Annotated in this window: 27 protein-coding genes, 1 pseudogene and 1 riboswitch; of the genes and pseudogenes, 13 read left to right on the forward strand and 15 right to left on the reverse strand. The window is 63.8% G+C overall.

Annotated elements, in window-relative coordinates; translation table 11 throughout:
• Nucleotides 1–14: 14 nt before the first annotated feature.
• From NKL04_RS28805 to rpmB, 3 genes are all read right to left on the reverse strand, one after another.
• A complete protein-coding gene (locus NKL04_RS28805) occupies nucleotides 15–686 on the reverse strand; it encodes a spermidine synthase (protein ID WP_023701380.1) in 672 nt (223 codons plus the stop codon).
• 3 nt (nucleotides 687–689) lie between these two features.
• Nucleotides 690–1,370: a queuosine precursor transporter gene (locus NKL04_RS28810; protein ID WP_023701381.1), complete on the reverse strand. Its 681-nt coding sequence runs from the start codon at nucleotides 1,368–1,370 to the stop codon at nucleotides 690–692.
• Nucleotides 1,371–1,532: 162 nt separating this feature from the next.
• Entirely contained in the window at nucleotides 1,533–1,829 is a 297-nt protein-coding gene (gene rpmB / locus NKL04_RS28815) for a 50S ribosomal protein L28 (RefSeq protein ID WP_023670682.1), read from the reverse strand.
• Nucleotides 1,830–2,087: 258 nt separating this feature from the next.
• On the opposite strand from rpmB, the gene NKL04_RS28820 reads away from it, so the two are divergent.
• Genes NKL04_RS28820 through NKL04_RS28830 form a run of 3 tightly spaced genes read left to right on the forward strand, consistent with a single transcriptional unit; the run spans nucleotide 2,088 to nucleotide 4,491 of the window.
• Nucleotides 2,088–2,888: a DUF3108 domain-containing protein gene (locus NKL04_RS28820; RefSeq protein ID WP_023701382.1), complete on the forward strand. Its 801-nt coding sequence runs from the start codon at nucleotides 2,088–2,090 to the stop codon at nucleotides 2,886–2,888.
• Nucleotides 2,889–2,932: 44 nt separating this feature from the next.
• On the forward strand, nucleotides 2,933–3,820 hold the full coding sequence (gene yddG, locus NKL04_RS28825; protein ID WP_023701383.1) for an aromatic amino acid exporter YddG: 888 nt from the start codon (nucleotides 2,933–2,935) through the stop codon (nucleotides 3,818–3,820).
• Entirely contained in the window at nucleotides 3,817–4,491 is a 675-nt protein-coding gene (locus NKL04_RS28830) for a lysoplasmalogenase family protein (protein ID WP_023670685.1), read from the forward strand. Before yddG ends, NKL04_RS28830 begins: the two co-directional genes overlap by 4 nt.
• On the opposite strand, the gene NKL04_RS28835 is transcribed toward NKL04_RS28830, so the two are convergent.
• Both NKL04_RS28835 and gloB read right to left on the reverse strand, forming a co-directional pair.
• Nucleotides 4,488–4,913, reverse strand: a complete 426-nt coding sequence (locus tag NKL04_RS28835; protein WP_023701384.1) for a cupin domain-containing protein — start codon at nucleotides 4,911–4,913, stop codon at nucleotides 4,488–4,490. The genes NKL04_RS28830 and NKL04_RS28835 overlap by 4 nt on opposite strands.
• A 20-nt stretch (nucleotides 4,914–4,933) precedes the next feature.
• Nucleotides 4,934–5,701, reverse strand: a complete 768-nt coding sequence (gene gloB / locus NKL04_RS28840) for a hydroxyacylglutathione hydrolase (RefSeq protein WP_023701385.1) — start codon at nucleotides 5,699–5,701, stop codon at nucleotides 4,934–4,936.
• Nucleotides 5,702–5,819: 118 nt separating this feature from the next.
• Between gloB and NKL04_RS28845 the strand changes: the two genes are divergently transcribed.
• From NKL04_RS28845 to NKL04_RS28855, 3 genes are all read left to right on the forward strand, one after another.
• Nucleotides 5,820–6,602, forward strand: a complete 783-nt coding sequence (locus tag NKL04_RS28845; protein WP_023670688.1) for a class I SAM-dependent methyltransferase — start codon at nucleotides 5,820–5,822, stop codon at nucleotides 6,600–6,602.
• A gap of 137 nt (nucleotides 6,603–6,739) precedes the next feature.
• A complete protein-coding gene (locus NKL04_RS28850) occupies nucleotides 6,740–8,560 on the forward strand; it encodes an ABC transporter ATP-binding protein/permease (RefSeq protein ID WP_023701386.1) in 1,821 nt (606 codons plus the stop codon).
• Nucleotides 8,561–8,624: 64 nt separating this feature from the next.
• Nucleotides 8,625–9,413, forward strand: coding sequence for a DUF1194 domain-containing protein (locus NKL04_RS28855; RefSeq protein ID WP_023701387.1), 789 nt, complete (start codon nucleotides 8,625–8,627; stop codon nucleotides 9,411–9,413).
• 51 nt (nucleotides 9,414–9,464) lie between these two features.
• Here the strand turns inward: NKL04_RS28855 and NKL04_RS28860 are convergent, their stop codons facing one another.
• A complete protein-coding gene (locus tag NKL04_RS28860) occupies nucleotides 9,465–10,400 on the reverse strand; it encodes a glycosyltransferase family 2 protein (protein ID WP_023673297.1) in 936 nt (311 codons plus the stop codon).
• Nucleotides 10,401–10,648: 248 nt separating this feature from the next.
• Between NKL04_RS28860 and NKL04_RS28865 the strand changes: the two are divergent.
• Nucleotides 10,649–10,969, forward strand: a pseudogene (locus NKL04_RS28865) (DUF1330 domain-containing protein).
• 7 nt (nucleotides 10,970–10,976) lie between these two features.
• On the opposite strand, the gene metW reads toward NKL04_RS28865, so the two are convergent.
• Together metW and metX are read right to left on the reverse strand one after the other, a co-directional pair.
• On the reverse strand, nucleotides 10,977–11,591 hold the full coding sequence (gene metW / locus NKL04_RS28870; protein WP_023685353.1) for a methionine biosynthesis protein MetW: 615 nt from the start codon (nucleotides 11,589–11,591) through the stop codon (nucleotides 10,977–10,979).
• A complete protein-coding gene (gene metX, locus NKL04_RS28875; RefSeq protein ID WP_023685352.1) occupies nucleotides 11,588–12,757 on the reverse strand; it encodes a homoserine O-acetyltransferase MetX in 1,170 nt (389 codons plus the stop codon). The genes metW and metX overlap by 4 nt, the downstream gene beginning before the upstream one ends.
• A gap of 60 nt (nucleotides 12,758–12,817) precedes the next feature.
• A riboswitch (SAM riboswitch) is annotated at nucleotides 12,818–12,895 on the reverse strand.
• 126 nt (nucleotides 12,896–13,021) lie between these two features.
• Here metX and hisC point away from each other — a divergent pair.
• Nucleotides 13,022–14,131: a histidinol-phosphate transaminase gene (gene hisC / locus NKL04_RS28880; protein ID WP_023686716.1), complete on the forward strand. Its 1,110-nt coding sequence runs from the start codon at nucleotides 13,022–13,024 to the stop codon at nucleotides 14,129–14,131.
• A 4-nt stretch (nucleotides 14,132–14,135) separates the two neighbouring features.
• On the forward strand, nucleotides 14,136–15,071 hold the full coding sequence (locus tag NKL04_RS28885; RefSeq protein WP_023701388.1) for a prephenate/arogenate dehydrogenase family protein: 936 nt from the start codon (nucleotides 14,136–14,138) through the stop codon (nucleotides 15,069–15,071).
• 7 nt (nucleotides 15,072–15,078) lie between these two features.
• Here the strand turns inward: NKL04_RS28885 and NKL04_RS28890 are convergent, their stop codons facing one another.
• Together NKL04_RS28890 and NKL04_RS28895 are read right to left on the reverse strand one after the other, a co-directional pair.
• Nucleotides 15,079–16,002: a sugar kinase gene (locus tag NKL04_RS28890; RefSeq protein ID WP_352724740.1), complete on the reverse strand. Its 924-nt coding sequence runs from the start codon at nucleotides 16,000–16,002 to the stop codon at nucleotides 15,079–15,081.
• Between the two features lie 123 nt (nucleotides 16,003–16,125).
• A complete protein-coding gene (locus NKL04_RS28895; RefSeq protein ID WP_023701389.1) occupies nucleotides 16,126–17,124 on the reverse strand; it encodes a DUF2125 domain-containing protein in 999 nt (332 codons plus the stop codon).
• A 124-nt stretch (nucleotides 17,125–17,248) separates the two neighbouring features.
• On the opposite strand from NKL04_RS28895, the gene NKL04_RS28900 reads away from it, so the two are divergent.
• The 3 genes from NKL04_RS28900 (at nucleotide 17,249) to NKL04_RS28910 (ending at nucleotide 19,604) form a co-directional block, all read left to right on the forward strand.
• Nucleotides 17,249–17,782 carry a gamma-glutamylcyclotransferase gene (locus NKL04_RS28900; RefSeq protein ID WP_023673305.1) on the forward strand — a complete coding sequence of 178 codons (534 nt, stop codon included), beginning with the start codon at nucleotides 17,249–17,251 and terminating at the stop codon, nucleotides 17,780–17,782.
• Between the two features lie 164 nt (nucleotides 17,783–17,946).
• Complete coding sequence (locus NKL04_RS28905) at nucleotides 17,947–18,894, forward strand: aldo/keto reductase (RefSeq protein ID WP_023701390.1); 948 nt, start codon at nucleotides 17,947–17,949, stop codon at nucleotides 18,892–18,894.
• An 83-nt stretch (nucleotides 18,895–18,977) separates the two neighbouring features.
• On the forward strand, nucleotides 18,978–19,604 hold the full coding sequence (locus tag NKL04_RS28910; protein WP_023701391.1) for a LysE family translocator: 627 nt from the start codon (nucleotides 18,978–18,980) through the stop codon (nucleotides 19,602–19,604).
• A gap of 69 nt (nucleotides 19,605–19,673) precedes the next feature.
• Here NKL04_RS28910 and NKL04_RS28915 read toward each other — a convergent pair whose 3' ends face one another.
• Nucleotides 19,674–20,483, reverse strand: coding sequence for a lysophospholipid acyltransferase family protein (locus tag NKL04_RS28915; protein WP_023701392.1), 810 nt, complete (start codon nucleotides 20,481–20,483; stop codon nucleotides 19,674–19,676).
• Nucleotides 20,484–20,598: 115 nt separating this feature from the next.
• Nucleotides 20,599–21,504, reverse strand: coding sequence for a LysR family transcriptional regulator (locus NKL04_RS28920; RefSeq protein ID WP_023701393.1), 906 nt, complete (start codon nucleotides 21,502–21,504; stop codon nucleotides 20,599–20,601).
• A 114-nt stretch (nucleotides 21,505–21,618) separates the two neighbouring features.
• Between NKL04_RS28920 and NKL04_RS28925 the strand changes: the two genes are divergently transcribed.
• The gene (locus tag NKL04_RS28925) at nucleotides 21,619–22,251 is read left to right on the forward strand and encodes a pyridoxamine 5'-phosphate oxidase family protein (protein WP_023701394.1); all 633 of its coding nucleotides are present in this window, start codon (nucleotides 21,619–21,621) and stop codon (nucleotides 22,249–22,251) included.
• 98 nt (nucleotides 22,252–22,349) lie between these two features.
• On the opposite strand, the gene NKL04_RS28930 is transcribed toward NKL04_RS28925, so the two are convergent.
• The 3 genes from NKL04_RS28930 to ftsE form a co-directional block, all read right to left on the reverse strand.
• A complete protein-coding gene (locus NKL04_RS28930) occupies nucleotides 22,350–23,030 on the reverse strand; it encodes a YdcF family protein (protein ID WP_245271426.1) in 681 nt (226 codons plus the stop codon).
• Between the two features lie 172 nt (nucleotides 23,031–23,202).
• Complete coding sequence (locus NKL04_RS28935) at nucleotides 23,203–24,192, reverse strand: cell division protein FtsX (protein WP_023701396.1); 990 nt, start codon at nucleotides 24,190–24,192, stop codon at nucleotides 23,203–23,205.
• A complete protein-coding gene (gene ftsE, locus NKL04_RS28940; protein WP_023685344.1) occupies nucleotides 24,185–24,844 on the reverse strand; it encodes a cell division ATP-binding protein FtsE in 660 nt (219 codons plus the stop codon). The genes NKL04_RS28935 and ftsE overlap by 8 nt, the downstream gene beginning before the upstream one ends.
• Nucleotides 24,845–24,917 lie beyond the last annotated feature (73 nt).

The raw sequence follows: 24,917 nt of genomic DNA on the forward strand, positions 1-24,917 counted from the left end.
GGTCGCGGACCCTATCACGGGTTGGTGGCGATCCAGATGACGTGGCGCGCGCCGCGCTTGCCATTGGCGCGCATCTTCACCTCGTCCACGACAAAGCCCGCCTGATTGAGCCTACGTGTGAAGCCGGCGTCGGGGCCTTGCGACCAAACAGCCAGCACGCCTCCGGGCCTGAGCGCTGTACGCGCCGCGCCGAGGCCGGCAGCGCCATAGAGGGCGTCGTTGCCCTTGTAGACGATGCCTTCGGGGCCATTGTCGACATCGAGCAGGATGGCGTCCCAGGCTGCCTTGTCGGATCTTATGATGTGCCCGACGTCGGCTTCGCGAACCGTCACACGGGGATCGTCGAGACAGCCGGCGAAGACCGCCTCCATGGGGCCGCGCGCCCAGGCGATGACGGCGGGGACAAGCTCGGCAACCGTGATGCCTGCGTCGGCGCCCAATTGGGCAAGCGCAGCGCGCAGCGTAAAACCCATGCCGAGGCCGCCGATCAGGATTTTCGGTTGGGCGCGGCCGCCGATCTTTTCACAGGAGAGCTTGGCCAGCGCTTCTTCGGAGCCGCTGAGGCGGCTGTTCATCAGCTCATTGGTGCCGAGCATGATCGAGAATTCGCTGCCGCGCTGCTTGAGGCGCAGTTCCTGTCCGCCGTCAGGCGTTTTGGCCGAGCCGAGCTGGACCCAAGGGATCACGGCCTAGACAGCCACGGTCGGCTGGCTCCAGTGGGCGGCGAGCAGCCGGTAGGGGATCAGGGCCACAACAGCGATGATCAGCTTCACCGAAAGGTCGCCCAGCGCCCAGGAGACCCAGCGCATGGTCTCGACCGGCAGCACGCCCATCAGCGGCGCCGTCTCCAGCGCAAAACTGTCGTTCGGGCCGGCAAAAGCGAAGGCGGCCGAAAAGGCGATGCTGAAGAATACCAGGGTGTCGAACACCGAGCCGACCAGCGTGCCGACGATCGGCGCGCGCCACCAGCTCTGCCGGCGCAACCGGTTGAACACGGTGACGTCGAGCAATTGCGCGCAAAGGAAGGCCGCGCCCGAAGCTGCGGCGATGCGCACCAGCCGGTCGGCTGATGTCTCGAACTCGATCAGGCCGTGGCGAAACAGGAAGGGCGGGACGAGGATCGAGCAGACCACCGCAGTCATGAAGCCGACAAAGACGATGCGGCGCGCCACGGTCGGGCCGTAGCGGCGGTTGGCAAGGTCGGTGACCAGGAAGGAGAAGGGATAGGTGAAGGCGCCCCAGGTCAGGATGTCGCCCAGCGACAGACCGCCGGCCTGGCCCTGCATCGGGAACTGCACGAGGATGTTCGATGCCACGACGACAAGCGCCATGGCGGCCACAAAGGGCAGATATCGCGAGAAGGAAGTCATTTTTTTATCCTGGGTAATGGAACCAGCCAGGCGCCAGCCGAAATCCGGATCGCGCTGCCTTGCAAGTTTTGAGCATCGGATTGCTCCGATGCTGCTGCCTTAGAAGTTTTGAGCATCGGATTGCTCCGATGCTCAGGGCGGTCGTCCCCCGCCTTGATATCGTTAAGCGGCGGGCTGGTCGGCCAGCTTCTTGGCGATCTGCTTCTTCAGCAGCCGCGCGCGCTGCGACAATTCCTTGGCGTCGGCCTTGGCCAGGAAGGCGTCGAGGCCGCCGCGATGCTCGACCGAACGCAGCGCGTTGGCCGAAATGCGCAGGCGCACATTCTGGTTCAGCGCTTCCGAAATCAGCGTCACATTGACGAGGTTCGGCAGGAAGCGGCGCTTGGTCTTGTTGTTGGCGTGGCTCACATTGTTGCCGGTTTGGACTGCCTTGGCAGTGAGTTCGCAGGTGCGGGACATGGTTCTAACCTTCAGTTCTGTCTAGCCTGCCAAACCTTGTTCGCCCGCGCCGGGTGGCGCGCGGTTTCAGTCAGGCGGCCTTATGGAAAAGTTGGCGTTCCATAGTTGCATTTCGCCAATGCGTCAAGCTCCGGCTTGCCCACGACTGTGACGAGCGTTTCACATAAAGGCCGGAATTCAGCCTATAAGCGGTCGGACAGGGACATTTCGAGCCGGAGTCGCCCGCTTCCGGTTAAAAAATCAAGGACCGAGCCCGCCATGCTTCGCCCGTCACATGCCGTTGTCGCCATACTTGTCGCGCCTTTGCCGACATCAATCCTTGCCGCCGCGCCCGCAGCCACCGCACAGTCCTTCAAGGGCGAATACACGGTGTCGTTCCTCGGCCTTTCCGTGGCCAAGGCGACATTTTCCAGCCACTACGAAGGCGATAGCTATTCCATAGAGGGCACCGTCTCCAGCGCCGGTCTCGCCACCTTGTTCGACGACACGAGCGGCACGATCTCGTCAAAGGGCAAGATCCTGGGCAAGCAGATGCAGCCGCAGGTATTTCGCGCCGATTATAAGTCCGGCAAGAAGGCTTCCATGGTCGATATCCGCTTTGCCAATGGCGCGGTGACCGCCACCCAGGTCATTCCCGAGCCGAAAAAGCGCAATCCCAAAAACTGGATACCGCTGGGCAGCAACGATCTGGCATCGGTGCTCGATCCGATGGCGGCTACCGTCATCCATGCCGACAGCCTCGACCAGGTCTGCGGGCGCAAGGTGAAATTCTATGACGGCGAGATGCGCGCCGACCTGACGCTGACCTACGCCTCGAAAGGATCGATCTCGGTCAAGGGCTACAAGGGCGACACCGTTACCTGCAAGATGAGCTTCGAGCCGGTGGCAGGCTACCGCAAGGGCCGCAAGGCGCTGAATTACCTGAAGAAGAAGAGCCAGATGATGGTGACGTTTGCACCGCTCGGCCAAACCGGCATATATGCGCCGATCCACGCCACGGTCGGGACGCAGATCGGCACCTTGACTGTCAGCGCGGGGCGGTTCGAAGCTACTGAATAGACGCGCCCACCCGATAGAAATGGGGCGAGTCGCCGGAGACGGGCATGGGGCGCGCAACACTGATCGGTTTCTCGGCGGTCGCCATGTGGGCGCTGCTGGCGTTGCTCACCGATGCGTCGGGCGCCGTGCCGCCATTCTTGCTCTCGGCCATCACCTTCACCATCGGCACCGCGGTCGGGCTGGTTGCCCGGCTGTTCATGCCGGCGACCGATAAAAGCCTGAAGATCCCACGCCAGGTCTGGGTGATCGGCATTGCCGGACTGTTCGGCTACCATTTCTTCTATTTCACCGCGCTGCGCAACGCGCCGGCGGTGGAGGCAAGCCTGATCGCCTATCTGTGGCCGCTGCTGATCGTGCTGGGATCAGCGCTGATGCCGGGCGAGAAGCTGGCCTGGAACCATGTCGTCGGCGCGCTGCTCGGGCTCGCCGGGACCGTGCTGATCGTCACCAAGGGTGGCGGCCTCGCCTTCGATGCTCGCTACACCTTCGGCTATGCGATGGCGGCCGTCTGTGCGCTGCTGTGGTCGTCCTATTCGCTGCTGTCGCGGCGCTTTCCGGCGGTGCCAACCTCGATCGTCACCTGGTTCTGCGCCGCCACGGCAGCCCTGTCCCTCATCTGCCATCTTCTGCTGGAAAAGATGGTGCTGCCCGATGGCCCCGGCCAGTGGCTGGCGGTGGTTGGTTTGGGGTTGATGCCGGTGGGTGCCGCCTTCTACGCCTGGGATATCGGCGTAAAGCGCGGCAACATCCAGGTGCTCGGCGCGGCAAGCTATGCGGCGCCACTGCTGTCGACATTGGTGCTGATCGCGGCGGGCGTTGCCGAGCCGTCGCTGCGTATCCTGGCGGCCTGCGTGTTGATCACGGGTGGGGCGGCGCTGGCGGCGAAATCGTTGTTCCTGCGCAAGGCGGCAACTGGCGGGGCAAGCGCATGACGATGCCGTTTGCCGGCGGCATCGACGCCAACGCAAATGCAACATTGATTTTTTCGCTGGTGGCGGCAGTGATCTACGCCTTCACCCTGGATATGCGGCCGACGCTGGCCCGCTCGGCGGCAAAGACGCTGGCCGTGGCCATGCTTGCGGCGCTGGCCTTCATGCAAGGTGGGCCGCTGTTGCTCGTCGTCGCACTGCTGCTCAGCGGCGTCGGCGATGCCTTCCTGTCGCGTGACGGCGAAAAGGCCTTCCTCGGCGGGCTGGCCAGCTTCCTTGCGGCGCATGTCCTCTATGTGCCGCTCTTCCTGCGCGGCGGCGGCGGGCTGGATGTGCTCAGCACCGAGACATGGCGCGGCGCCATCGCGCTTGCCATGGCGGCCTTCGCAGTCGTCATGCTGGCGGCGCTCTGGCGCCGTGTCAGTCCCGGCCTGCGGGTGCCGATCGCCATCTATATCGCGGCCATTCTGGCGATGGGCATCTCGGCGTTGACGCTCGACAATCCGTGGGTCATCGGCGGCGCTGTTATGTTCATGGCATCGGACGGGCTGCTTGCCGCGGAGAAATTCCTGGTTCCGGCAATAGCACCCTATCGCGCCGGCATCCGTTATGCGGTCTGGGTGCTCTACTATGCCGCCCAGCTCTGCATAACTCTTGGTTTTCTTCTGGCCTAAGGCTGCCAGCCCGGCTCGGCCATTTCAAACGCGGCGAAGTCGAAGCCCGGCGCCACGGTGCAGCCGACCAACGTCCATTCGCCGAGGCTGCGCGCTGATTGCCACCAGCCGGCCGGCACAACGATCTGCGGCCGCTCGCCCGCCGCAAGTTCAATGCCGAGCACCTGCTCGATCACCTGGTTAACCTTTGGACTGCCTTCCTCGCACATCGACAGCGCCAGCGGCGCCCCGGCATGGAAATGCCAGACCTCGGCCGCGTCCTTGACCCGGTGCCAGGCCGAAATCTGGTCCTGTTCAAGGAGGAAATAGATCGCCGTCGAATGGCCCCGCCCGGCGCCGTCGCGAAAGGTCTCGGCATACCAGCCGCCTTCCGGATGCGGCTTGAGGCCGAGCGTGGCGATGATTTCAGCGGCGCTGGTCATGGCTGATCCCGGAACGATTCTCAGAAATTGTCCTTGCGCTTGCGAATTTCCGCGAACACTTCGGCGTCCGGGGCCGCCTCCATACCGAGATGCTTGCGGATCGCCGGGTCGTGCCAGCGCAGGAACGGATTGGTCGACAATTCCTCGCCGATCGTGGTCGGCAGCGTCGCCTTGTTGTCGGCGCGCAGGGTCTCGATTTTGGCGGCGCGTTCCCTGAGCGCCGAATTGGTCGGGTCGACGGTCAACGCAAAGCGGGCGTTCGAAAGCGTATACTCATGGCCGCAATAGATGACCGTGTCGGCCGGGAGTGCGGCGAGCTTCTTCAGCGACTCATACATCACCGGCGGCTTGCATTCGAACAGCCGGCCGCAGCCGAGCGCGAACAAAGTGTCGGCGGTGAACGCCACTTTCGAGGCCGGAAAATGATAGGAGACATGGCCCGCTGTGTGGCCGGGCGTGGCGATGACATCGATCCGCTCGCCGCCGAGATGGACGACCGAGCCTTGCCCGACGGTCTCGTCGATGCCGGGGATCTTTTCCTTTTCAGCCTCCGGTCCGACGATGCGCAGCTTGAAGCGCTCCTTCAGTGCCAGATTGGCCTCGACATGGTCGACATGGTGGTGGGTGGTCAGGATCATCGTCGGCTTCCAGCCGGTACGCTCGATCGCGGCAATGATCGGCGCTTCTTCGGGCGCGTCGATGATGGCGGTCTCGCCGCTTTTCGGGTCATGCACCAGCACGCCGAAATTGTCGCTGCGGCACATGAACTGTTCGATTTCGACGGGCATTGGCATCTCTCCATCTGTTGGCGCAGACATAGGGCGCTTGGCCGCCGATGTCACTCTAGCTTTGCAGAACGTGCCGGCTTTGTTGAACTTGGGCGGCATCGCAGCTACCGTCCCGCGCATGCATTCCGATATCGTCGATCTCCGATCCTTCTATTCGACCACGCTCGGCCGCCTGGCTGAACGCTCGATCACCATGGCGCTGTCCTCAATATGGGCAACAGTGCCCAATGAGCGGCTGGTCGGGCTCGGCTATACCTTGCCGTGGCTGGAGCGGTTCGGCACCGATGCCGAGCGGGTGTTTGCCTTCATGCCTGCTACGCAAGGCGCCGTCGTCTGGCCGGCGAACGGGCCGACGGCTACGGCGCTGGTCTTCGACGAGGAATTGCCGCTGGTCGATTCCTGCATCGACCGCATGCTGCTCGTGCATTCGCTCGAACATGTCGAAAACCCGCGCGAGACGCTGAACGAGATCTGGCGGGTGCTGTCGCCGGCAGGGCGCGTCGTCATCGTCGTGCCCAACCGGCGGGGTGTCTGGGCGCGGTTCGAGCACACGCCGTTCGGCAATGGCCGGCCGTTCTCGCGCGGCCAGCTGACAGAATTGCTGCGCGAGGCGAATTTCACACCGGCTTCCTGGTCCGACGCGCTGTTCTTCCCGCCATCGCCGCGGCGCTTCATGATGCGGTTCCACAATGTGCTGGAGCGCGCCGGCCGGCGGTTCTGGCCGATCTTTTCCGGCGTCATCGTGGTCGAGGCGCAGAAGCGGCTCTATCAGGGCGTGCCGGTCGCGCAGCGCGCCTCGCGCCGTGTCTTCGTGCCGGTACTGTCACCGCACGGTGCGACGCGGCTTGGCCGCCGGGCGGAAGGGGTGACATCGACGACGCGTCAGGTGACACCTTCGTGATCATCATGAAAACTGGTGTTGCGTGGGTTTTTCCCACCTATCTGTCGCAGATGCATTCGCGGTCCGTTTGAGCGGCGGATGCCTTCAGGTATCTCCATCTGGTTTCAGCAACGCTTCTGAACGCAAGGACCTCGTGCATGGCTGATCAACCGGACAAGTCCGCCACCGCTCAGCCGGTAACCGTCGAAGCCAGCAGCCTGCGCGATCAGGTGGCGACGATCAAACGGGCGCTGATAGGCTCACCGGTGCGCAAGTGGCTGGTCTGGACGTCGGTCGGCATTATGGCGGTCATCGTCGCCACGTCGATCGGCCAGGTTCTGCTCAACCGCTGGAACCAGCCTTTCTACGATGCGCTGGCGCGTCGCGACATGGCGGCCTTCCTGCATCAGCTGATGATCTTTGCCGTGATTGCCGGCACGCTGCTCCTGCTCAACATCGCTCAGACCTGGCTCAACCAGATGATCCGGCTGAAGCTGCGCGAGGCGCTGACGCTCGACCTGATCGACCAATGGATGCGGCCGGCGCGGGCCTTCCGGCTCGCCAATGCCGGCGCCATCGGCGTCAATCCCGACCAGCGCATGCAGCAGGATGCCGCGCATCTGTCCGATCTGTCGACGGACCTCGGCGTCGGCCTGCTGCAATCCTTCATCCTGCTGGTGTCGTTCGTCGGCGTGCTTTGGCAACTCTCGTCGGGCTTCGTCTTCCACATCAACGGCTGGTCGCTGGCGATACCGGGCTACATGGTCTGGGCCGCGTTCCTCTATGCCGGCATCGCCTCCTGGCTGAGCTGGCTGGTCGGGCGGCCGCTGATCCGCCTCAACAGCGACCGCTACACCCGCGAGGCCGAGCTGCGTTCCGGGATGGTGCGCGTCAACGAGAATGTCGACGCCATCGCGCTCTATCACGGCGAAGCCGATGCCAAGAGACGGCTCGAAATCGACCTTGGCACGGTGCTGGGCGCGATGCGAAACATCTACAAAGCGCAGATCAACCTTTCCTGGGTGACCGATACCTATGGCTGGATCACCGTGGTGGCGCCGATCCTTGTGGCATCGCCGGTCTATTTTTCAGGCGATATCAGCTTTGGCGGCTTGATGATGGCGGTCGGCGCCTTCAACCAGGTGCACTCGTCGCTGCGCTGGTTCATCAACAATATCGGCGGCATCGCCGACTGGCGCGCCACGCTGATGCGCGTTGCCGACTTCCGCATTGCGCTCGATGAAACCGATGTGTTGCACGACAAGGAAAAGCGCATCGAATTCGGCGATAACGCCAATAGCAGCCTGACCTTCGAGAAGCTCCAAGTGGCCTCGCCGGAGGGCTGCACCAAACTTTCAGACAGCCATGTCGAGATCCATCCCGGTGAGCGCGTCATGATCACCGGCGACCCAGGCGCCGGCAAGACATTGTTCTTCCGCGCCATTGCCGGCCTTTGGCCCTGGGGCAGCGGGCGGATCGGCTTGCCGGCCGGAGAAACGCCGATTTTCGTGCCGCGTGTTCCGTATTTTCCTGCCGGCACGTTACGCGAAGTGCTGCATCCGAATGGCTCGGCGCCGGCTGGCGATGCTGATTTTGGGGCGGTGCTGGCCGAGGTCGGCCTCGAGCGGCTGTCATCCTCGCTCGACCGTTCCGCACGCTGGGAGCGTGAACTCAACGATGACGAACAGCGGTCGCTGGCCTTCGCCAGGCTGGCCTTGCGGCAGCCGAAATGGGTGATCATCGACGAAGCGATGGACGCGTTCGATGGTCCTTCGCTGCGAAGGGTACTGTCCATGCTGGAGAAACGCCTGCCGGAAACCGCGATCCTCAACATCGGGCGCGGACTGCACAATGGTCATTTCTTTCCACGCGCATTGAACATCGTGAAGGATACGGGTGCTGCGCCATTGAAACCCGCCCGAGTCAGGACCGGCGCCATCGACCCGCCGCCGAAAGCGGCCGTGCGGCGAAAGAAGTAGAAGGGGCTTTATTTCGCCGCGATCGCGGCGAAGATTCACGGGTCGAAACATCCGTGGTGCGGCCATGCTCGATGCGCTCAGCCTGCTTGCCTGCCTTGCCTGCACCACGCCCGTGGCTGCCCCGGCCGTTGCCGTGGATGTCGAACTGGTGCTGGCCGTCGACATCTCACAGTCGATGGACGAGAGGGAGTTCGCGCTGCAGCGCGCTGGCTATGTCGAGGCGCTCAGGCATCCCGATTTCATCAAGGCCGTGCGCTCGGGAACCACCGGGCGCATCGCGCTTGCCTATTTCGAATGGGCGGGCGTCGTGCGCGAGGATGGCGTCATCGCCTGGCAGGTGATCGACAGCGCAGAGAGCGCCAACGCCTTAGCCGACAGAATAGAAGCGCGGCCGTTCCGCAGCTTTCGCGGCACCTCGATTTCCGGTGCGCTTGCCTTCGGCGCCGGGCTGTTCGAGGGCACGGGGTTCGATGCGCCACGCAGCGTCATCGACATTTCCGGCGACGGTCCCAACAACACCGGGCTGCCCGTCGCCACGACACGCGATGCGGCGGTGGCCAAGGGCATCGTCATCAACGGCCTGCCGATCCTGATCAGCCCGTCGCCGACCTTCAGCCATCTCGACCAGTATTATGACGACTGCGTCACCGGTGGGCCCGGCTCCTTCGTGTTGCCGATCTATGCGGCCTCGGAATTCGCCACCGCCATACGCCGCAAGTTGATCCTGGAGGTGAGCGGCATCGCCGATGCGACCGTGGTCCCGATCGATGCCGCCGCACCCATGGACTGCCTGCAGGGCGAACGCGACCGGCGGCTATATTCCGACCCATATCTGCCGGAACTCGACAAATGAGGTTTGAGGCAGTTCGGAGGGGAAAGCCGCTGCGCGGCTTGTCGGCAAACTTCAGGCCGGCCGTGCACCGTATTTGTCGCGAAATTCGGCATAGAGATCGCGGCGCCAGCGCCGGCCGCCGACATAGCCACGCAACAGCTGCGGCAGCGAATAGCCAAGCGCCTTCGACGACCGGTTGGCCATATAGCCGGAGAACGCCTGCGAAACCCTGCCCTTGAGTGCATCGGCGATGAGCTGCCGGGCGATCATGTAAGGCGGAATGTAGGGGTAGCGGTCGGCGATATAGGGGTGCTTGTCGATCAAGCTCGCATAGGCTTCGACATAGCCGTCCCGGCGACCGGAGATCGAATTCTCCGAGTTGTACTTTTTCCAGTCGATCACTTCGGACAGCTGCGCGCCGCTGCGACGGGCAAAGCGCAGCAACAATTCGCGATCCTGCATGCGCGTGACGTCACTGTCGTAGCCGCCGATGGCCAGCAGCGACTCGCGCCGGGCGGTGATTGCCGACCCGGCAATGAAGATGGTCTGCGCGACAAGGGCCCGCTCCAGCGAGTCGCGGCTCAGCAGCGCCTCGCGGTTGACGCAGTTGGTGCGGCGATTGCCCTTCAGCGACACGAAGGAACTGATCAGCACTTCGAGCGAGGGATTGTTGTCGAACTGCTCCAGCGTCCGCGCCAGGCGATCCGGCAAATAGACGTCGTCGGAATCGAGGAATGTCACCACCGGCGCCTGCGCCCGCTCGATGCCGGCATTGCGGGCGGCATTGGCGCCGCGCCATTTCGAGCCAACATAGATCAGCCGTGGATCGCGGATTTCGGCAAGTGCGGCTGCCGTACCGTCGGTCGAGCCGTCATCGACGACAATGTGTTCGAACCGGGGAAAATTCTGCGCCAGCACGCTCTCCACGGCGCGCACCACCTTGCTGCGGCGATTGTGCGTCGGTGTGATCACCGAGATCAGCGGAGCGAGGTCGGTTGCCTTGGACATGTTGCTTCGATTGTGCCCCGAAATGCCTGGAGGCCGGAGGTTTTGATGGTCGCCGTCCAAGCCTTACCCCGGGATGGCATTCGATTCGACGCTACAAAAAACCAGCGGCAATGTCATCACAAACTGTTGAGCCAGGACGCCGGTAAGCCGGCCGATTACCCCAGACGTAATCGACCGATGGCCATCATGTCTGCAGATTGCGCCAACGAAGCCGGTCGTCGGGCTTCGATCTCACAGGGAGTTCAGCCATGGCCGCCTACGCCGTCGCCCATATGCGTCAAGTCACAATGGGCCCGCAGATTGTCGAGTATCTGCAGAGGATCGACGCCACATTGGAGCCGTTCGGCGGCCGCTTCCTTGTCCACGGCGGCGACATGGACGTGGTCGAAAACGAATGGCCCGGGCATCTGATCGTCATCGAGTTTCCGGACAGGGCGCATGCGTAGGGCTGGTACGATTCATCAGCCTATCGGGAGATTCTGGCCTTGCGCACCGACAACTCCCACGCCGATGTGATCATCGCCGATGGCGTTCAGCACCCGCACAAGGCGACGGACGTGCTGGAATAGGGGCAAACTACCGCTTCAGCAAGAACACCGCTTGCTGGCCGAAGAAATTCCAGAACCACCATGGCATCGACAGGCCGATCTTCTGGCCGTTGCCGTCGAGCGCGGTGGCTTTCTCGACCGAAGCGCCGAGTTCCTCGACCAGATTGACGAAGTCGCGGATGGTGCAGAAATGGATGTTGGGCGTGTCGTACCAGGAATAGGGCAGGTCCGCGGTCACCGGCATCCGGCCCTTGACGAACAGCGACAGCCGCACCCGCCAGTGGCCGAAATTGGGGAAGGAGACGATGGCGCGGTTGCCGATTCGCAGCAGCTCGTCGAGCACCAGCTTCGGGTTGCGGGTCGCCTGCAGCGTCTGAGACAGGACGACGAAGTCAAAACCCTTGTCCGGATAGAATTCGAGGTCGGTATCGGCATCGCCCTGGATGACCGAGAGACCGCGCGCCACGCATTCATTGACGCCGCGCTGTGACAGCTCCAGCCCGCGGCCGTCGACCTGCTTGGTCTCCTGCAGGAGTTCGAGCAGCAGGCCGTCGCCGGAGCCGACATCGAGCACCCGCGACTGCGGCGGTATCAGGTTGGCCACCACTTCGAGGTCGACGCGCTGGCTGCCATTGACGCTCATGAGGCGAGCCCCCTTGCGCGGGCCGCCGAGCCGATGAAGCCCTTGATGGCGGCAAACAGTTCGGGTTCATCGAGCAGGAAGGCATCATGGCCGCGGTCGGTGTCGATCTCGACGAAGGAGACGGAGGCGCCGGCGGCGTTGAGCGCATGCACGATCGAGCGGCTCTCCTCGGTCGGGAACAGCCAGTCCGAGGTGAAGGACACCAGGCAGAAGCGGGTCTTGGTCCCGGCAAAGGCATCTGCCAACCGGCCGCCATGGTCGGCGGCGAGGTCGAAATAATCCATCGAACGGGTCATGTAGAGGTAGGAGTTGGCGTCGAAGCGGTCGACGAATGTCATGCCCTGGTGGCGCAGATAGCTTTCGATCTGGAAATCTGCGTCGAAACCGAAGGTCAGCGCTTCGCGGTCCTGCAGATTGCGGCCGAATTTCCGATGCAGGGCGGCTTCCGACAGATAGGTGATGTGGGCGGCCATGCGCGCCACGGCGAGCCCCTTTTCCGGGCGCTTGCCGTGCTCGAAATATTTGCCGCCATGCCAGTCCGGATCAGCCATGACAGCCTGGCGGCCGACCTCGTGGAAGGCGATGTTCTGCGAGGAATGGCGTGCGCCTGTGGCGATCGGCAGGGCCGAGAAGACGCGCTCGGAATAGCATGACGCCCATTCCAGCACCTGCATGCCGCCCATCGAGCCGCCGAGCACGCAAAACAGCTTTTCGATGCCGAAATGGTCGACCAGCATCAGTTGCGCCCGCACCATGTCGCGGATGGTGATGATTGGCAGGTCGAGGCCGTAGGGCTTGCCGGTGGCGGGATTGGTCGAGGCCGGACCGGTGGAGCCGAGGCAGCCGCCGATGACGTTGGAGCAAATGACGAAGAAGCGGTTGGTGTCGATGATCTTGCCGGGACCGATCAGCACTTCCCACCAGCCGGGCTTGCCGGTCACCGGATTGGTGCTGGCGACATGCTGGTCGCCGGTCAGCGCGTGGCAGACCAGGATGGCGTTGGTGCGGGCATCGTTGAGGGCGCCATATGTCTGGTAGGCGATCTGGAACGGCGACAAAAGCGTGCCGGCGTCGAGCTTCAGCGGCTTGTCAGGGCCAAAACGCAACACAGGGCTCGACGGGTTGTCGGCCTCGTTGTTGGTTTTTGTAGCGCGGAGCGCGGCCATGTGACTCTCCTTGCCCGCCGTCAGGCAATAAAAAACCGGCAATGCGATCGCAAAGCCGGTTACGTCACGCAAACGGCCCTTTAGCGAGTTGTTTAACGTGGCTGCAAGCCGACCGGCCAAATCACCACGGAACTGTTGCGTTCTTCTAGAACTCGTGCGGCCCGGCGTCAACGGCCAGCTATTGCCCGCCTCTCGACATTCGCGGCTACGGCTTGTATTTCCGCTGCGGCCTCCGGACGGAGGCATTCTCGATGGATTTGCGGCATGGACAAGACAGCGGACAAGGCACGGCCGACGCCCCGCGCGGGCATTATGGACATCGACGCCTATGTGCCGGGCAAGAGCACGGCACCGGCCGGCGTCGCCAAGGTCCATAAATTGTCGTCGAACGAGAACCCGCTCGGCCCGTCGCCGAAGGCGATCGAGGCCGCGCGCGAAGTGGCCAGCAAGCTCGATGTCTATCCCGACGGCACCGCCCGCCGGCTGCGCGAGGCGATCGCCGAGGTGCATGGCCTCAACCCGGCAAACATCATCTGCTCCAACGGTTCCGACGAGATTTTGGGCCTGCTGGCGCAGACCTATCTGGCGGCCGGCGATGAGGCCATCATCACCGAACACGCCTTCATGATCTACAAGATCTACATCCAGTCGGCCGGCGGGACACCGGTGACGATCAAGGAAACCGAGGAACGCGCCGACGTCGACGCGATCCTGGCCGCGGTGACGCCGCGGACCAAAATCATCTTCCTCGCCAATCCCAACAATCCGACCGGAACCTATCTGCCGTTCCAGGAGGTCCGCCGCCTGCATTCCGCTCTCCCGGGCAACGTGCTTCTGGTGCTCGACGCGGCCTATGCCGAATATGTCAGGCGCAATGACTATGAGGCCGGCATCGAGCTGGCGGGCAGCGCACAGAATGTGGTCATGACCCGCACCTTCTCCAAGCTTGGCCTTGGCGGCGCGCGCATCGGCTGGATGTATGGCCCACTGCACATCGTCGATGCCATCAACCGCATCCGCGGCCCTTTCAACGTTAACGCAACAGCGATCGAGGCCGGCATTGCCGCCATCCGCGACCGCGCCCATGTCGAGCGCAGTTCGTTGCACAACGAGACCTGGCTTACCTGGCTGAATGAAGAACTGACGAAGCTTGGGCTGCGCGTGACGCCCAGCGTCGGCAATTTCGTCCTCATCCACTTTCCCGACGACAAGAGGCATTCGGCTGAGGCGGCGGACGATTACCTCACCCAGCGCGGCTATATATTGCGGCGCGTTACCGGCTATGGCTTTCCCAATGCGCTGCGCATGAGCGTCGGCACCGAAGAAGCAAATCGCGGCGTCATCGATGCCCTCACGACATTCCTGAAAAGCTGAAACAATGACATTACCGATGTTTGAAAAGATCGCGCTGGTCGGCATCGGCCTGATCGGCTCGTCGCTGGCCCGAATCATCCGCCGCGAGGGCCTGGCCCGCCATGTCGCCATCGCGACGCGCAGCCCGGCCACGCTGGCGCGGGCGAAGGAGCTCGGTCTTGGCGAGAGCTACACCACCGGCGCCAGGGAAGCGGTCCGCGACGCCGACCTGATCATCGTCTCGGTGCCTGTGGGATCGTCGGGCGAGGTGGCGCAAGAGATCGCAGCGGCGCTGAAAAAAGGCGCCATCCTCACCGATGTCGGTTCGACCAAGGCCTCCGTCATTGCGCAAATGCAGCCCTATGTGCCGGACGGCGTGCACTTCATTCCGGGACACCCGCTGGCGGGTACGGAGAAATCGGGCCCGGATGCGGGTTTCGCCGAGCTGTTCGAAAACCGCTGGTGCATCTTCACGCCGCTGCCGGGAACCGATCCGGCCGCGCTGGAAAAGCTGTCGGAATTCTGGCGGCGCTGCGGCTCCAACATCGACACGATGGACCCGCAGCATCATGACATGACGCTGGCCATCGTTTCGCATCTTCCGCACATCATTGCCTACAACATCGTCGGCACCGCCGACGATCTGGAATCGGTGACCAAGTCGGAAGTGATCAAATATTCGGCTTCCGGTTTCCGCGACTTCACCCGTCTGGCCGCCTCCGACCCGACCATGTGGCGCGACGTGTGCCTGCACAACAAGGATGCCATCCTGGAAATGCTGGCGCGCTTTTCGGAGGACCTCGCCTCGCTGCAGCGGGCGATCCGCTGGGGCGACGGCGACAAGCTGTTCGACCTGTTCACCCGGACCCGCGCCGTGCGACGCTCGATCATCGAAGCCGGCCAGGACATCGACGTGCCGGACTTCGGCCGCCAGGCGATCGAGCACCCGGTGAAAAGTTAAACCTGTTTCAGACGCGCCAGGTCGCCGCGACCATGGCCATTGTCTCGGCGCGGTCCGGCGCGCCCAGCCGGCCGCCGAAGCGCTGGCATTTGAGCGCGGCCGCCGCGCTGGCAAAGCGCAACGCGTGCTCGACCGGCATGGCCTCAGCAAGTCCAACGGCAAAGGCGCCGTGGAAAACGTCGCCGGCGGCCAGCGTGTCGACCGCCTTGACCTTCGGCGCCGCGATGTGGCGCACCCATCCGGCGGACCGGTCATGCCACCAGCTTCCCGCGGCTCCGCCGGTAACCGCGACAAAGGCGTCTGTGCGGCTGGCGAGGTCGGCGCAGGCGGTTTCGGGGTCCAGCGCATGGCCGCAGACGATGCGTGCCGCCGTCTCCGAAGCGACGATGTGCGATGCCAGCGGCAGCAGGCGCTCCAGCACCTCAACCGGCGCCGTGTCGGCGTCGAGGATGGCGGGACGGCCGGCGCTGCGCGCGGCGGTCAAGGCAAGAGCGGCGGCGCCCGGCCAGCGCACATCGACCAGCACGACATCGAAGCCGGAAAGATCGGCGACAGGCACCGCCTCGGGGTCGGCCTGCGCCTTTGGGTCGTAGAAGGGCACGATGATGCGCTCGCCATGAGCGTCGACCAGGATCGCGGCCAGCGCCGAGCGGGCGCCTTCGACGCGGCGGACAAAGCCGCAATCGACGCCCTCGGCCTCGATGCCGGCCAGCAATTGGTCGCCGACGGCATCGCCACCTGCACTTGCCCACAGGAACACCTCGGCGCCGAGACGGCGGGCGGCGCAGGCAGCACTTGTCGCCATGCCCGAGGCGATCTGGATCCCGTCCGAGGCGATGAACTTGCCCTGATGCGTGGGCAGGGTTTCGACGCGCAGGATGGTATCCAGCGTCAGCGCGCCAACGCTCAGCAGTTTCACCGGTCGGTTCATGCGTCGGCTTGCTCGAGCATGATCTCTCCCCAAAAGCCATTCCCGCTCTTTGCGATCATGCTCTATCTCTTTGTTTTAACGCAATTCCGGACGGAAAACCGCTCACACTTTCCTGGAATTGCTCTAATCGAGCGGCTTGATCTTGCCCAGCGGAATGAAGCCGAGCGAGACCTTGCCCTTCACCACCTTGAGCGGCATCGACGGTTCGTTGCCGAGCAGCGCCAGACCGGCAAAGCCTTGCTCGATCTGGCTCTTCTGCTCGGGGATTGCGGTGGCGAGGATTGCCGCCACGGCTTTGGGATCCTGCAGCTTGATCGTCAGGTCGGCATTGACCTGGCCGTTGGCGTCGACCGACACCGGGCCGGAGACGGTGATGCGCGCGGTTCCCGACGACAGATCGAGCTTGTGGATGCCGACCGCCTGGCCGCGCAGGCTCCTGGCCTGCGTCTTCATCAGCGCGACGCCGTTCTTCAGCGTCGCGTCGCCGCTGCCGTCGAGCGGCGGCAGCACGCGCCCGCCGATCGCGTCGGCGTCGATCTCAAGATCGGTGAAGCTTCCGGTATAGCCAAGGTCCTGACCGTCCGGCCGCAACTCGCCCGCCGCCGTTCCGGCGCTGAACAGTGAAACCGGGTCGGTGTCGTCGGCCGGATCGGTCTGGCCGGACAAGCTCTCGGCCTGCAGCGAAATGCTGCGTGGCAAGGGCCAGGAGAGCTTGGCATTGGCCTGCAGATTGTCCCAATCGATCCATAGCGGCGCCATCCCGGGCACCGAGGTCCGCAGTGGCCCACGCAACTCGGCGGCAGGCGACAAAGGCCGGATGAGTTCTGCAACGAAGTTGAAGCTGCCTGCCGAGGCGGCAACGTTCCTGGCGTCGTCCTCGTAAGCCAGATTGTCACAGGAGATGGCAAAACGCAGGGGGTAGCCGCTGACGGTGAGGTTGGCGCAGCCGGCCTCGATGCCTTTGTCCTTGAGCGAGGCCACCGCCTTGTCGGCTTCGCTGCTGACGCGACCGGCGACATAGAACCAGACCGCGCTGTAGACGCCGAACAGCATAACGACCAAGGCAGCGAGCCACATCAGCCGGCGGCGAAACTTCGACGGACGCTCGTCACTTGACGTCATGCTGCGGCTTTCATTAACGCGGGCGTGTTGCGGGTGGACTGTGGCTTACGCAACAAGCAAAAAGAACAGAAGAGCACCGATTCCGATGCGGCGGCGTCACTCTCGTGCAATCAGGCTTGGCGATATGGGCGATTTTTGGGTTTTTGGCTACGGCTCGCTGATCTGGCGGCCGGGATTTGCGCATGTGGAGACCCGCCGCGCGCGGCTTTACGGCTACCGCCGGTCGCTGTGCGTCTATTCCTTCGTGCATCGCGGCACGCGCCAGCGGCCGGGCCTGGTGCTAGGCCTCGACCGTGGGGGCTCCTGCATCGGGCTGGCCTTTCGCGTGCCCGGCGAGCTGCGCGATGAGGTGCTGACCTATCTGCGCGAGCGCGAATTGGTGACCAGCGTCTACCTCGAGCGTGTGCTCGATATCAGCCTCGACGGGAATGGGGCGGCTGCGGGAGAGAGAGTGAAAGCGGTCGCCTATATCGTCGACCGCCAGCATGAGCAGTATGCCGGCGGGCTCGACCCCGCGCATGCGGCAGGTGTTATCCGTGGCGCCGTCGGCCAGTCCGGAAACAACGAGGACTATGTGCTCAACACGCTGCAGCATCTCGCGGCGCTGGGTATCAGCGACCACTGGCTGGAAGAGGTGGCGAAGCGGATCGCCTCGTGAGCCAGTAGACCACGGCGAGCCTGCAGGCGAAGCGCTCGCGCCTTTGTGAAGCGCTGGCCCGCTGGAAAAATTGGCTGAGGCCTTTGACCTCGGCGCGGCGAGACCTAGCTTAGCTGCGGCCCGAAGCATTCGGGCCGCCCGCCGCCAGCCCACGGAGCCCCGTCTTGCAAAAACGCCGTCTCGGTCAAACCGACCTTTCCATCGCGCCGCTGGTCCTGGGCGGCAATGTCTTCGGCTGGACCGCGGACGAGAAGACCTCCTTCGACCTACTCGACCGGTTCGGCGGCGCCGGCCTCAACGCTATCGATACGGCCGATGCCTATTCGCGCTGGGTGCCCGGCCACGCGGGCGGCGAGTCCGAGACCATCATCGGCAAATGGATGAAAAGCCGCGGCAACCGTGACAAGATCATCGTCATCACCAAAGTCGGCTCGGATATGGGACAAGGCAAGAAGGATCTGTCCGCTGCCCATATCGAAAGGGCAGTCGAGGCGTCGCTCAAGCGACTGCAGACCGACGTGATCGACCTTTATCTCTCGCATTGGCCGGACCCGACAACCCCTTATGAGGAGACGCTCGGCGCCTACCAGAAGCTGCTCGCTGCCGGCAAGGTCCGCCATATCGGCGCCTCGAATCTTGACGCCGGCCAGCTGCGCGCCGCGCTCGATGTTGCCAGCCTGCGCGGGCTGCCGCGCTACAGCGTGCTGCAGCCGGAATACAATCTCTACGACCGCTCATCCTTCGACGGGCCGCTGCATGATCTGTGCGTGGCCGAGGATATCGGCGTCATCACCTATTTCAGTCTCGCCAAGGGGTTTTTGAGCGGCAAATACCGTAGCGAGGCCGATCTCGGCAAAAGTGAACGCGGCGGCGGCGTGAAGGCTTATCTCAATGCGCGCGGCATGCGCATTCTGGCCGCACTCGACACTGTGGCGGCGCGCCATTCGGCCAAGCAGGCGGAAGTAGCACTCGCCTGGGTGATGGCGCAGCCCGGCATCACCGCGCCGATCGCCAGCGCAACGACGCTGGACCAGGTCGACAGCCTGGTGCGCGCCGCATCGCTGAAGCTCAGCGCGGAGGATCTCGTGGCGCTGGACAAGGCCAGCGCCTAGCCGCGCAGGTTCGGCACGATCGTTCAAGACGACGGCTGTCTGCCTTGCCACACTGTTCTCCATTATTGTGGAGAAGAGGCAGCATGGCCGCAGACCTTCTTTCGCAGGCGCAGCCCTGGCAGCAATTGCTGGCGCTGGTGCTGGCGGCAACCGTCGTCATGGGCAGTCCTGGCCCGGCGACGATCAGCGTCACGGCGATAGGGGCCGCCTTCGGCCTGCGCAATTCGCTTCACTACACATCGGGGATCATTTTAGGCACGGTCGCGGTGCTGCTGGTCGTGGCCACCGGCATCAAGGCTATCCTCACCTCGATGCCGGGCGTAGCGCCAGTGCTGGCGGTCGCTTCCGCCGCCTATATTCTCTACCTCGCCTACAGAATAGCGACAGCGCCGCCGCTGGCCGCGCGTGACAGCAGCGCGGTTCTGCCGACCTTCCTCGGCGGCTTCCTGCTCGCCGTTGCCAACCCGAAAGCCTATGTGGCGATTGCTGCGGTCCTTGCTGGCTCCGCGACCGCAGCCGGCGCCGATGCTCTCGGCATCCCGGCCAGGCTGGCGGTTCTCACCCTGATGATCGTAGCCATCCATATGCTGTGGCTGCTGGCCGGCGCGGCCTTCGCCCGCACCCTGCGCCAGCCGCTGGCGTCGCGGATCATCAATCTGGCCTTCGCGGCGACGCTGGTGCTGACCACGGCGCTGGCGGCGTGGCCTTGAGCCGGCCCGCAGAAGAGATCAAGCTTTGGCCTTTTTTGTTTTGGCGCAATTCAGGACGGAAAAAACCGCTCACACTTTTCCTGGAATTGCTCTGGCGGCCGCGGCGAGTTCGGCCAGCCGCTTGACCGCCGTCGGCGGCATTTGCGGCGGGTTAGGAGCCTGCGATGCCTCGATCAGCAGCTGGTCGCAGGCGACTTCCGTATCGCCGATCAGCCGGTCCATGAATTCGTCCTTGCCGAGCCCGGGCGGAATCGGCGGCAGGAAGCGGGCCTTGATGGTGCCGGGAAAGCGCAAGAATTTGCGGCGAGGCCAATAGAGGCCGGCGACATGGGCGACCGGTACCACCGGGACGCCAAGCTGCGTATAGAGCTCGACAATGCCGTATTTGTAAGCCGGCTCGTCGCCTGGCGCTCGGCGCGTGCCTTCGGGGTAGATAATCAGCTGGCGCGGATTGCGCCCCATCTCCTGCTTTGTCGATGCAACGACCTGCTTCAACGCCTTGGAGCGGCTGCCGCGGTGAACCGGGATCATCCGCATCTTCAGGATGTACCAGCCGAAGAAGGGGATCCAGGTCAGCTCGCGCTTCAGGATATAAAGCGGATCGTGGAGGAAGGGAAAGAAAGCGATCGCGTCCCAAAACGACTGGTGTTTCGGCGCCAGGATGAAAGAGCCCTCCGGCAGGTTCTCGACGCCGGTGATGTCGCTCCTGGTGCCGGCGATCTTGTCGTAGAGCCACAGGCTGGTGCGCGACCAGAATTTCGGCACGAACCAGGCGCGATGGCGTGGCGAGAGGAAGTAGTAAGGGGTCCAGAGGACCATCTGGACGATCAGATTGACATAGAAGACGAAGTTGAACGCCAGCGAGCGGATATAGAGCATGCGGGGAAGGGCCCGTTGAGGAGGTGTGCGTTGGTTACACCAAGCGCGGGCAAAAAGGAAACGCCGCAATGGCCTGACATAGGCCGGCTCGCCACTGACTCAAGCCAGTCTCAACTCACCACGTCGCCTGCAACAGCCGCTGCTTCAGCCGCGGAGCGGCGAAATCGAGGAACGCCCTTAGTTTCACCGCCAGCAGGCCTTGGCCGGCATGGACGAGGCTCACCGGCCACGGCTGCGGCTCGAAGGGTCGCAAGACCGGGACGAGCACGCCGGAACGTACTGCGTCCGCGATCTGGTAGGAGAGCACCCGCGTCATCCCGGCGCCTGCAATCGCGGCATCGATTGCAGCTTCCGCCGTGTTGACGCGCAGCCGTGAGTGGATCGGCACGATCAGTTCGCCCTTGTCGCCGGCAAAGCTCCAGCTGGCGAGCGCTGCAGGCCCTTCGAAACTGATGCATTCATGCGCGGCCAGATCGTCCGGCGTCCGCGGCATGCCATGCGCGGCGATATAGGCGGGGCTGGCGCACACGACGCGACGGATCGCGCCGACGCGGATGGCAATGAGGCTCGAAGGCGCAAGCTCGCCGATGCGGATGGCAAGGTCGAGATGTTCCTCCGCCAGTTGGGTTATCCGGTCAGCCAGCGTCAGGCGAATGTTGACTTGAGGATAAGCCGCCAGGAATTCGGTGACGACAGGCAGCACGTGCAGGCGACCAAAAACGACCGGCGCGGTGATGAACAGGTCGCCGGTCGGCGTGCTGTATTCGCCGGCAGCGGTGCGTTCGGCTTCGCCGACCTCGCCGAGGATGCGGCGGCAGGCGGCGAGATAGACCTGGCCGGCATCGGTCAGCGTGAGCTGCCGGGTCGAACGGTTCAGCAGGCGCGCCTGAAGGTGCTTTTCGAGGTCGGAAACCTTGCGGCTGACCGTTGCCAGTGGAATGCCGAAATGGCGGCCGGCAGCGGAAAGGCTGCCCTCTTCCACCGCGGCGACGAACAGCGACATGGCTTCGAGACGATCCATACTTTCTTCCGGAAATTGGAAGGATAGCTTGCAACTATGCCATCTACATCCAAAACATGGAAGGATCTACCTCTTCGCGTACAATGGCCGTGTTTCGGCCTCGCGGAGGCTTCCATGAATGCTCATACTTTCACCAGCGATGTCGCCTTCACGCCGACCGTCAAGGCGATCCAGACCCGCAAAGGTTCGCGCAAGGGCTATGCCAGCGCCGAGGAGCGCGGCGGATGGCGCGCCCATATCACGCCCGACCTCGCCGACTTCATCGCGGCGCAGACCAGCGTCTTCCTGTCGACGGCCAATGGCGAGGGTCAGCCCTATATCCAGCATCGCGGCGGGCCAGCCGGCTTCCTCAAGGTGCTGGACGAAAAGACCATCGGCTTTGCCGATTTCTCCGGGAACAGGCAGTTCATCACGCAAGGGAATCTCGCCGACAACAACCAAGCATTCCTGTTCCTGATCGACTATGCGCATCGCCAGCGCGTCAAGATCTGGGGCACGGCGCGGGTCGTCGAGGACGATGCCGAGCTTCTGGCAAGGCTGATGCCGCAGGACTACAAGGCGCGCTCCGAGCAGGTCATCCTGTTCACCGTCTCGGCCTGGGATGCCAATTGCCCGCAACACATTCCGCAGCGATTCGAGGCCGCCGATGTCGCGGCCGCACTCGCCGAACGCGACAAGCGGATTGAAAGCCTCGAACAGGAGATTGCGCGGCTGCGTGGCGCGGAAGACGGCACGGCCAAGGGGTAATCGAGCGCCGTCAGAGTCGTCTGTTTGGACGCAATTCCCAAGGGAAAGCGTACGTGTTTTTCCCGGGAAAACCGCTACACACTTTTCCTGGAATTGCTTTAGTCCTTGGCGGTCGAAACCTCGGCCAGTGCGACGGTGTCGGCGGTCTGGCGGACCGGGACGACGCCGCGCGCCAGCGCCAGCAGGTATTTGCTGTATTCGGTCAGAAGCACGCGCAGCGCTTCTGGCTTGGTCAGCCAGTCGCCATTGTCCAGATTAGTGTTGACCACCGGATAGGGTTCAAGCCTGGCGCCATGCAGCAGGCGGCCCATCTCGAGCAGGCTGCGCGGCATGTGGTAATTGTTGGTGACGAGGATGACGCTGCCATAGGCGTGGCTCTCCATCCATTTAGCGCTTTCCTCGGCATTGCCGATCGTGTCGAGCGCGGCGCGGTCGATGTCGACACAGCAGGAAAACAGCGCCTTGTCGCCGCCGGTAGCAGCCTGCAATTGGCGGCGGCTGGCAGAGGGATGCACGCCTGAGATCAGCAGCCGCTCGCCCTTGCCGGAGGCAAGCAGATCGAGTGCTGCGTCGAGGCGGGCCTGACCGCCGGTCAAGACGATGATCGCATCGGCCTTGGCCGGGTTGGCCGGAGTCGTCATGTGGCTGACCTTGCTGGCGAACCAGCCGAAGCCACCGGCAAACAGGGCCACCAGCAGCAGTAGACAGAGGGAGGCGAGACGCAGGGCGGTGCGCAAACGGCCCAGCCCGGTGCGCACACGCGAACGCACCACTGGCATCTGTCCAGCCGTTCCGGTCGACTCCCGCGCGTTCATCGTCCTATGGTTAATCCTGAAATGCCTTTTTGGTAAGGAAAAAAGCGCACATTGCGTTACGTCGGTTTTCGATCCGTGATCGTCCCTTCCATTCCTGTCCTTGCCCCCGAACTGTTTTCGCTTCTGCCCTCACGGTTCACCCCGCATCCGGCTGGCGGACATCGATGTCGCTGAGATAGGCGACGACTGTGGCGTGCGAGGTCGCCGCCGTCAGTCCGCCGATCACCAGCACCATCAGGCCGACACCGAGATAGCCTGCCGATCCGATGGCGAAATTGCCGAACAAAGCAGTGGCCTGGTCGGCCTGCGGCGTTGCCATGTTGCGCGACGACCACCAGGAAAAGACGATGAAAACCAGGATCGCGGCTGCGCCGCCGGCGGCCGCGCCCTTCATCCCGGTGACCAGGAAATGCCAGCGGAATTCGCGCGCGATGAAGCGCGCCTCGGCGCCGACGAAATGCAGCACTTCGATGATATGGCCGTTACCCGCCATAGCGCCGCGCGTCGCAAACACTACGGTCAGCACCGTCGCCGACAGCATCAGGACCAGCACGGCGATGCCGATGGTGACCGTGGTGCGGGCCATGGCGACCAGCCGGTCGACCCATGTACGGTGATCGTCGAGCGAAGCACTCGGCAGCTTGGGCGTGAGCGCCGCACGGATGGCGCTAAAGTCGGGCGGACTGGTCTCGTCGATGGTGACGATGATCAGGCGCGGCACCGGCAATTCGTCGATATTCAGGCCCGAGCCCAGCCATGGCTCCAACAGACGCGCGGTGGCGTCGCGATCGATGATCCGGGTTTCCTTCACGCCGGGGAATTCGCCGACGATCTGCGAGGCCTGGGCAAGGGCTGCCTCCATGTCGAGGCCGTCGACCGGTTTGATCTGAATCGTCGCCTCGCGCGAGATCTGGTTTTCCCAGACCGAGGCAGTGTCGCGCACCAGCGTGACGGCGCCGAAAGTCAGGCAGGACAGGAAGGTCATGATGGCGATCACCAGCACCAAGGCGCGGCCGGCAATATTCTGCGCCGGCACGATCGGCGCCATGCGGCGCTGGACGCGCTGCGTCGTCGTCGCCGGTTCGGCGGCGTCTTCATGCAGCTGTTCGGCCGATACTTCAGTCATAAATATCCAGCCTTCCGCCGGCCAGGATCATGCGGCGCGCGTCGACCTGTTCCATCAGGCCGAGATCGTGAGTGGCGATCACCACCGCGGTGCCGAGCCGGTTGAGCTCGATGAACAGCCTGAGCAGCCGGCGTGCCAGTGGCGGGTCGACATTGCCGGTCGGCTCGTCGGCAAGCAGGATTTCGGGCTGTTCGATCAAGGCCCGGGCGATTGCCGCGCGCTGCTTTTCGCCACCCGAAAGGACCGGCGGCAGCACATGCATGCGCTCGCCCAGGCCAACCCATTTCAAAAGTTCGGTGACGTCGGTGCGGTAGCTCGCTTCCTCGCGGCCGCGCACTCGCAGCGGCAGAGCGACATTCTCATAAGTGGTCATGTGGTCGAGCAAACGGAAATCCTGGAACACCACGCCGATGCGGCGCCTGAGATGCGGCAGTTCAGCGCGCGAGATGCGCGAGCGGTCCTTGCCGAAGATGGTGATCAGCCCGCGCGTCGGCTTCAGCGACATGAACAGAAGGCGCAGCAGCGTCGTCTTGCCGGCGCCGGAGGGCCCGCTCAGGAACTGGAAGGAGCTCTCCGGAATGTGCAGGGAGATGTCGCGGAGGATTTCCGGACCCATGCCATAGCGGAGGCCGACATTTTCGAAGCGGATCACGTGCGACGACCTGAGGGCGGCGGCGTGCCAGCCCTTTCTGTCCGACGACCATCGGCCGCCATGGTTAACCGTC

Source organism: Mesorhizobium sp. C264A (assembly GCF_040324515.1).
Taxonomy (GTDB): domain Bacteria; phylum Pseudomonadota; class Alphaproteobacteria; order Rhizobiales; family Rhizobiaceae; genus Mesorhizobium.

Coding starts and splice junctions, on each gene's coding strand:
- NKL04_RS28810 (WP_023701381.1), bottom strand. CDS start 1,370: ATGACTTCCTTCTCGCGATATCTGCCCTTTGTGGCCGCCATGGCGCTT.
- rpmB (WP_023670682.1), bottom strand. CDS start 1,829: ATGTCCCGCACCTGCGAACTCACTGCCAAGGCAGTCCAAACCGGCAAC.
- NKL04_RS28820 (WP_023701382.1), top strand. CDS start 2,088: ATGCTTCGCCCGTCACATGCCGTTGTCGCCATACTTGTCGCGCCTTTG.
- yddG (WP_023701383.1), top strand. CDS start 2,933: ATGGGGCGCGCAACACTGATCGGTTTCTCGGCGGTCGCCATGTGGGCG.
- NKL04_RS28830 (WP_023670685.1), top strand. CDS start 3,817: ATGACGATGCCGTTTGCCGGCGGCATCGACGCCAACGCAAATGCAACA.
- NKL04_RS28835 (WP_023701384.1), bottom strand. CDS start 4,913: ATGACCAGCGCCGCTGAAATCATCGCCACGCTCGGCCTCAAGCCGCAT.
- gloB (WP_023701385.1), bottom strand. CDS start 5,701: ATGCCCGTCGAAATCGAACAGTTCATGTGCCGCAGCGACAATTTCGGC.
- NKL04_RS28845 (WP_023670688.1), top strand. CDS start 5,820: ATGCATTCCGATATCGTCGATCTCCGATCCTTCTATTCGACCACGCTC.
- NKL04_RS28850 (WP_023701386.1), top strand. CDS start 6,740: ATGGCTGATCAACCGGACAAGTCCGCCACCGCTCAGCCGGTAACCGTC.
- NKL04_RS28855 (WP_023701387.1), top strand. CDS start 8,625: ATGCTCGATGCGCTCAGCCTGCTTGCCTGCCTTGCCTGCACCACGCCC.
- NKL04_RS28860 (WP_023673297.1), bottom strand. CDS start 10,400: ATGTCCAAGGCAACCGACCTCGCTCCGCTGATCTCGGTGATCACACCG.
- metW (WP_023685353.1), bottom strand. CDS start 11,591: ATGAGCGTCAATGGCAGCCAGCGCGTCGACCTCGAAGTGGTGGCCAAC.
- metX (WP_023685352.1), bottom strand. CDS start 12,757: ATGGCCGCGCTCCGCGCTACAAAAACCAACAACGAGGCCGACAACCCG.
- hisC (WP_023686716.1), top strand. CDS start 13,022: ATGGACAAGACAGCGGACAAGGCACGGCCGACGCCCCGCGCGGGCATT.
- NKL04_RS28885 (WP_023701388.1), top strand. CDS start 14,136: ATGACATTACCGATGTTTGAAAAGATCGCGCTGGTCGGCATCGGCCTG.
- NKL04_RS28890 (WP_352724740.1), bottom strand. CDS start 16,002: ATGAACCGACCGGTGAAACTGCTGAGCGTTGGCGCGCTGACGCTGGAT.
- NKL04_RS28895 (WP_023701389.1), bottom strand. CDS start 17,124: ATGACGTCAAGTGACGAGCGTCCGTCGAAGTTTCGCCGCCGGCTGATG.
- NKL04_RS28900 (WP_023673305.1), top strand. CDS start 17,249: ATGGGCGATTTTTGGGTTTTTGGCTACGGCTCGCTGATCTGGCGGCCG.
- NKL04_RS28910 (WP_023701391.1), top strand. CDS start 18,978: ATGGCCGCAGACCTTCTTTCGCAGGCGCAGCCCTGGCAGCAATTGCTG.
- NKL04_RS28915 (WP_023701392.1), bottom strand. CDS start 20,483: ATGCTCTATATCCGCTCGCTGGCGTTCAACTTCGTCTTCTATGTCAAT.
- NKL04_RS28920 (WP_023701393.1), bottom strand. CDS start 21,504: ATGGATCGTCTCGAAGCCATGTCGCTGTTCGTCGCCGCGGTGGAAGAG.
- NKL04_RS28925 (WP_023701394.1), top strand. CDS start 21,619: ATGAATGCTCATACTTTCACCAGCGATGTCGCCTTCACGCCGACCGTC.
- NKL04_RS28930 (WP_245271426.1), bottom strand. CDS start 23,030: ATGCCAGTGGTGCGTTCGCGTGTGCGCACCGGGCTGGGCCGTTTGCGC.
- NKL04_RS28935 (WP_023701396.1), bottom strand. CDS start 24,192: ATGACTGAAGTATCGGCCGAACAGCTGCATGAAGACGCCGCCGAACCG.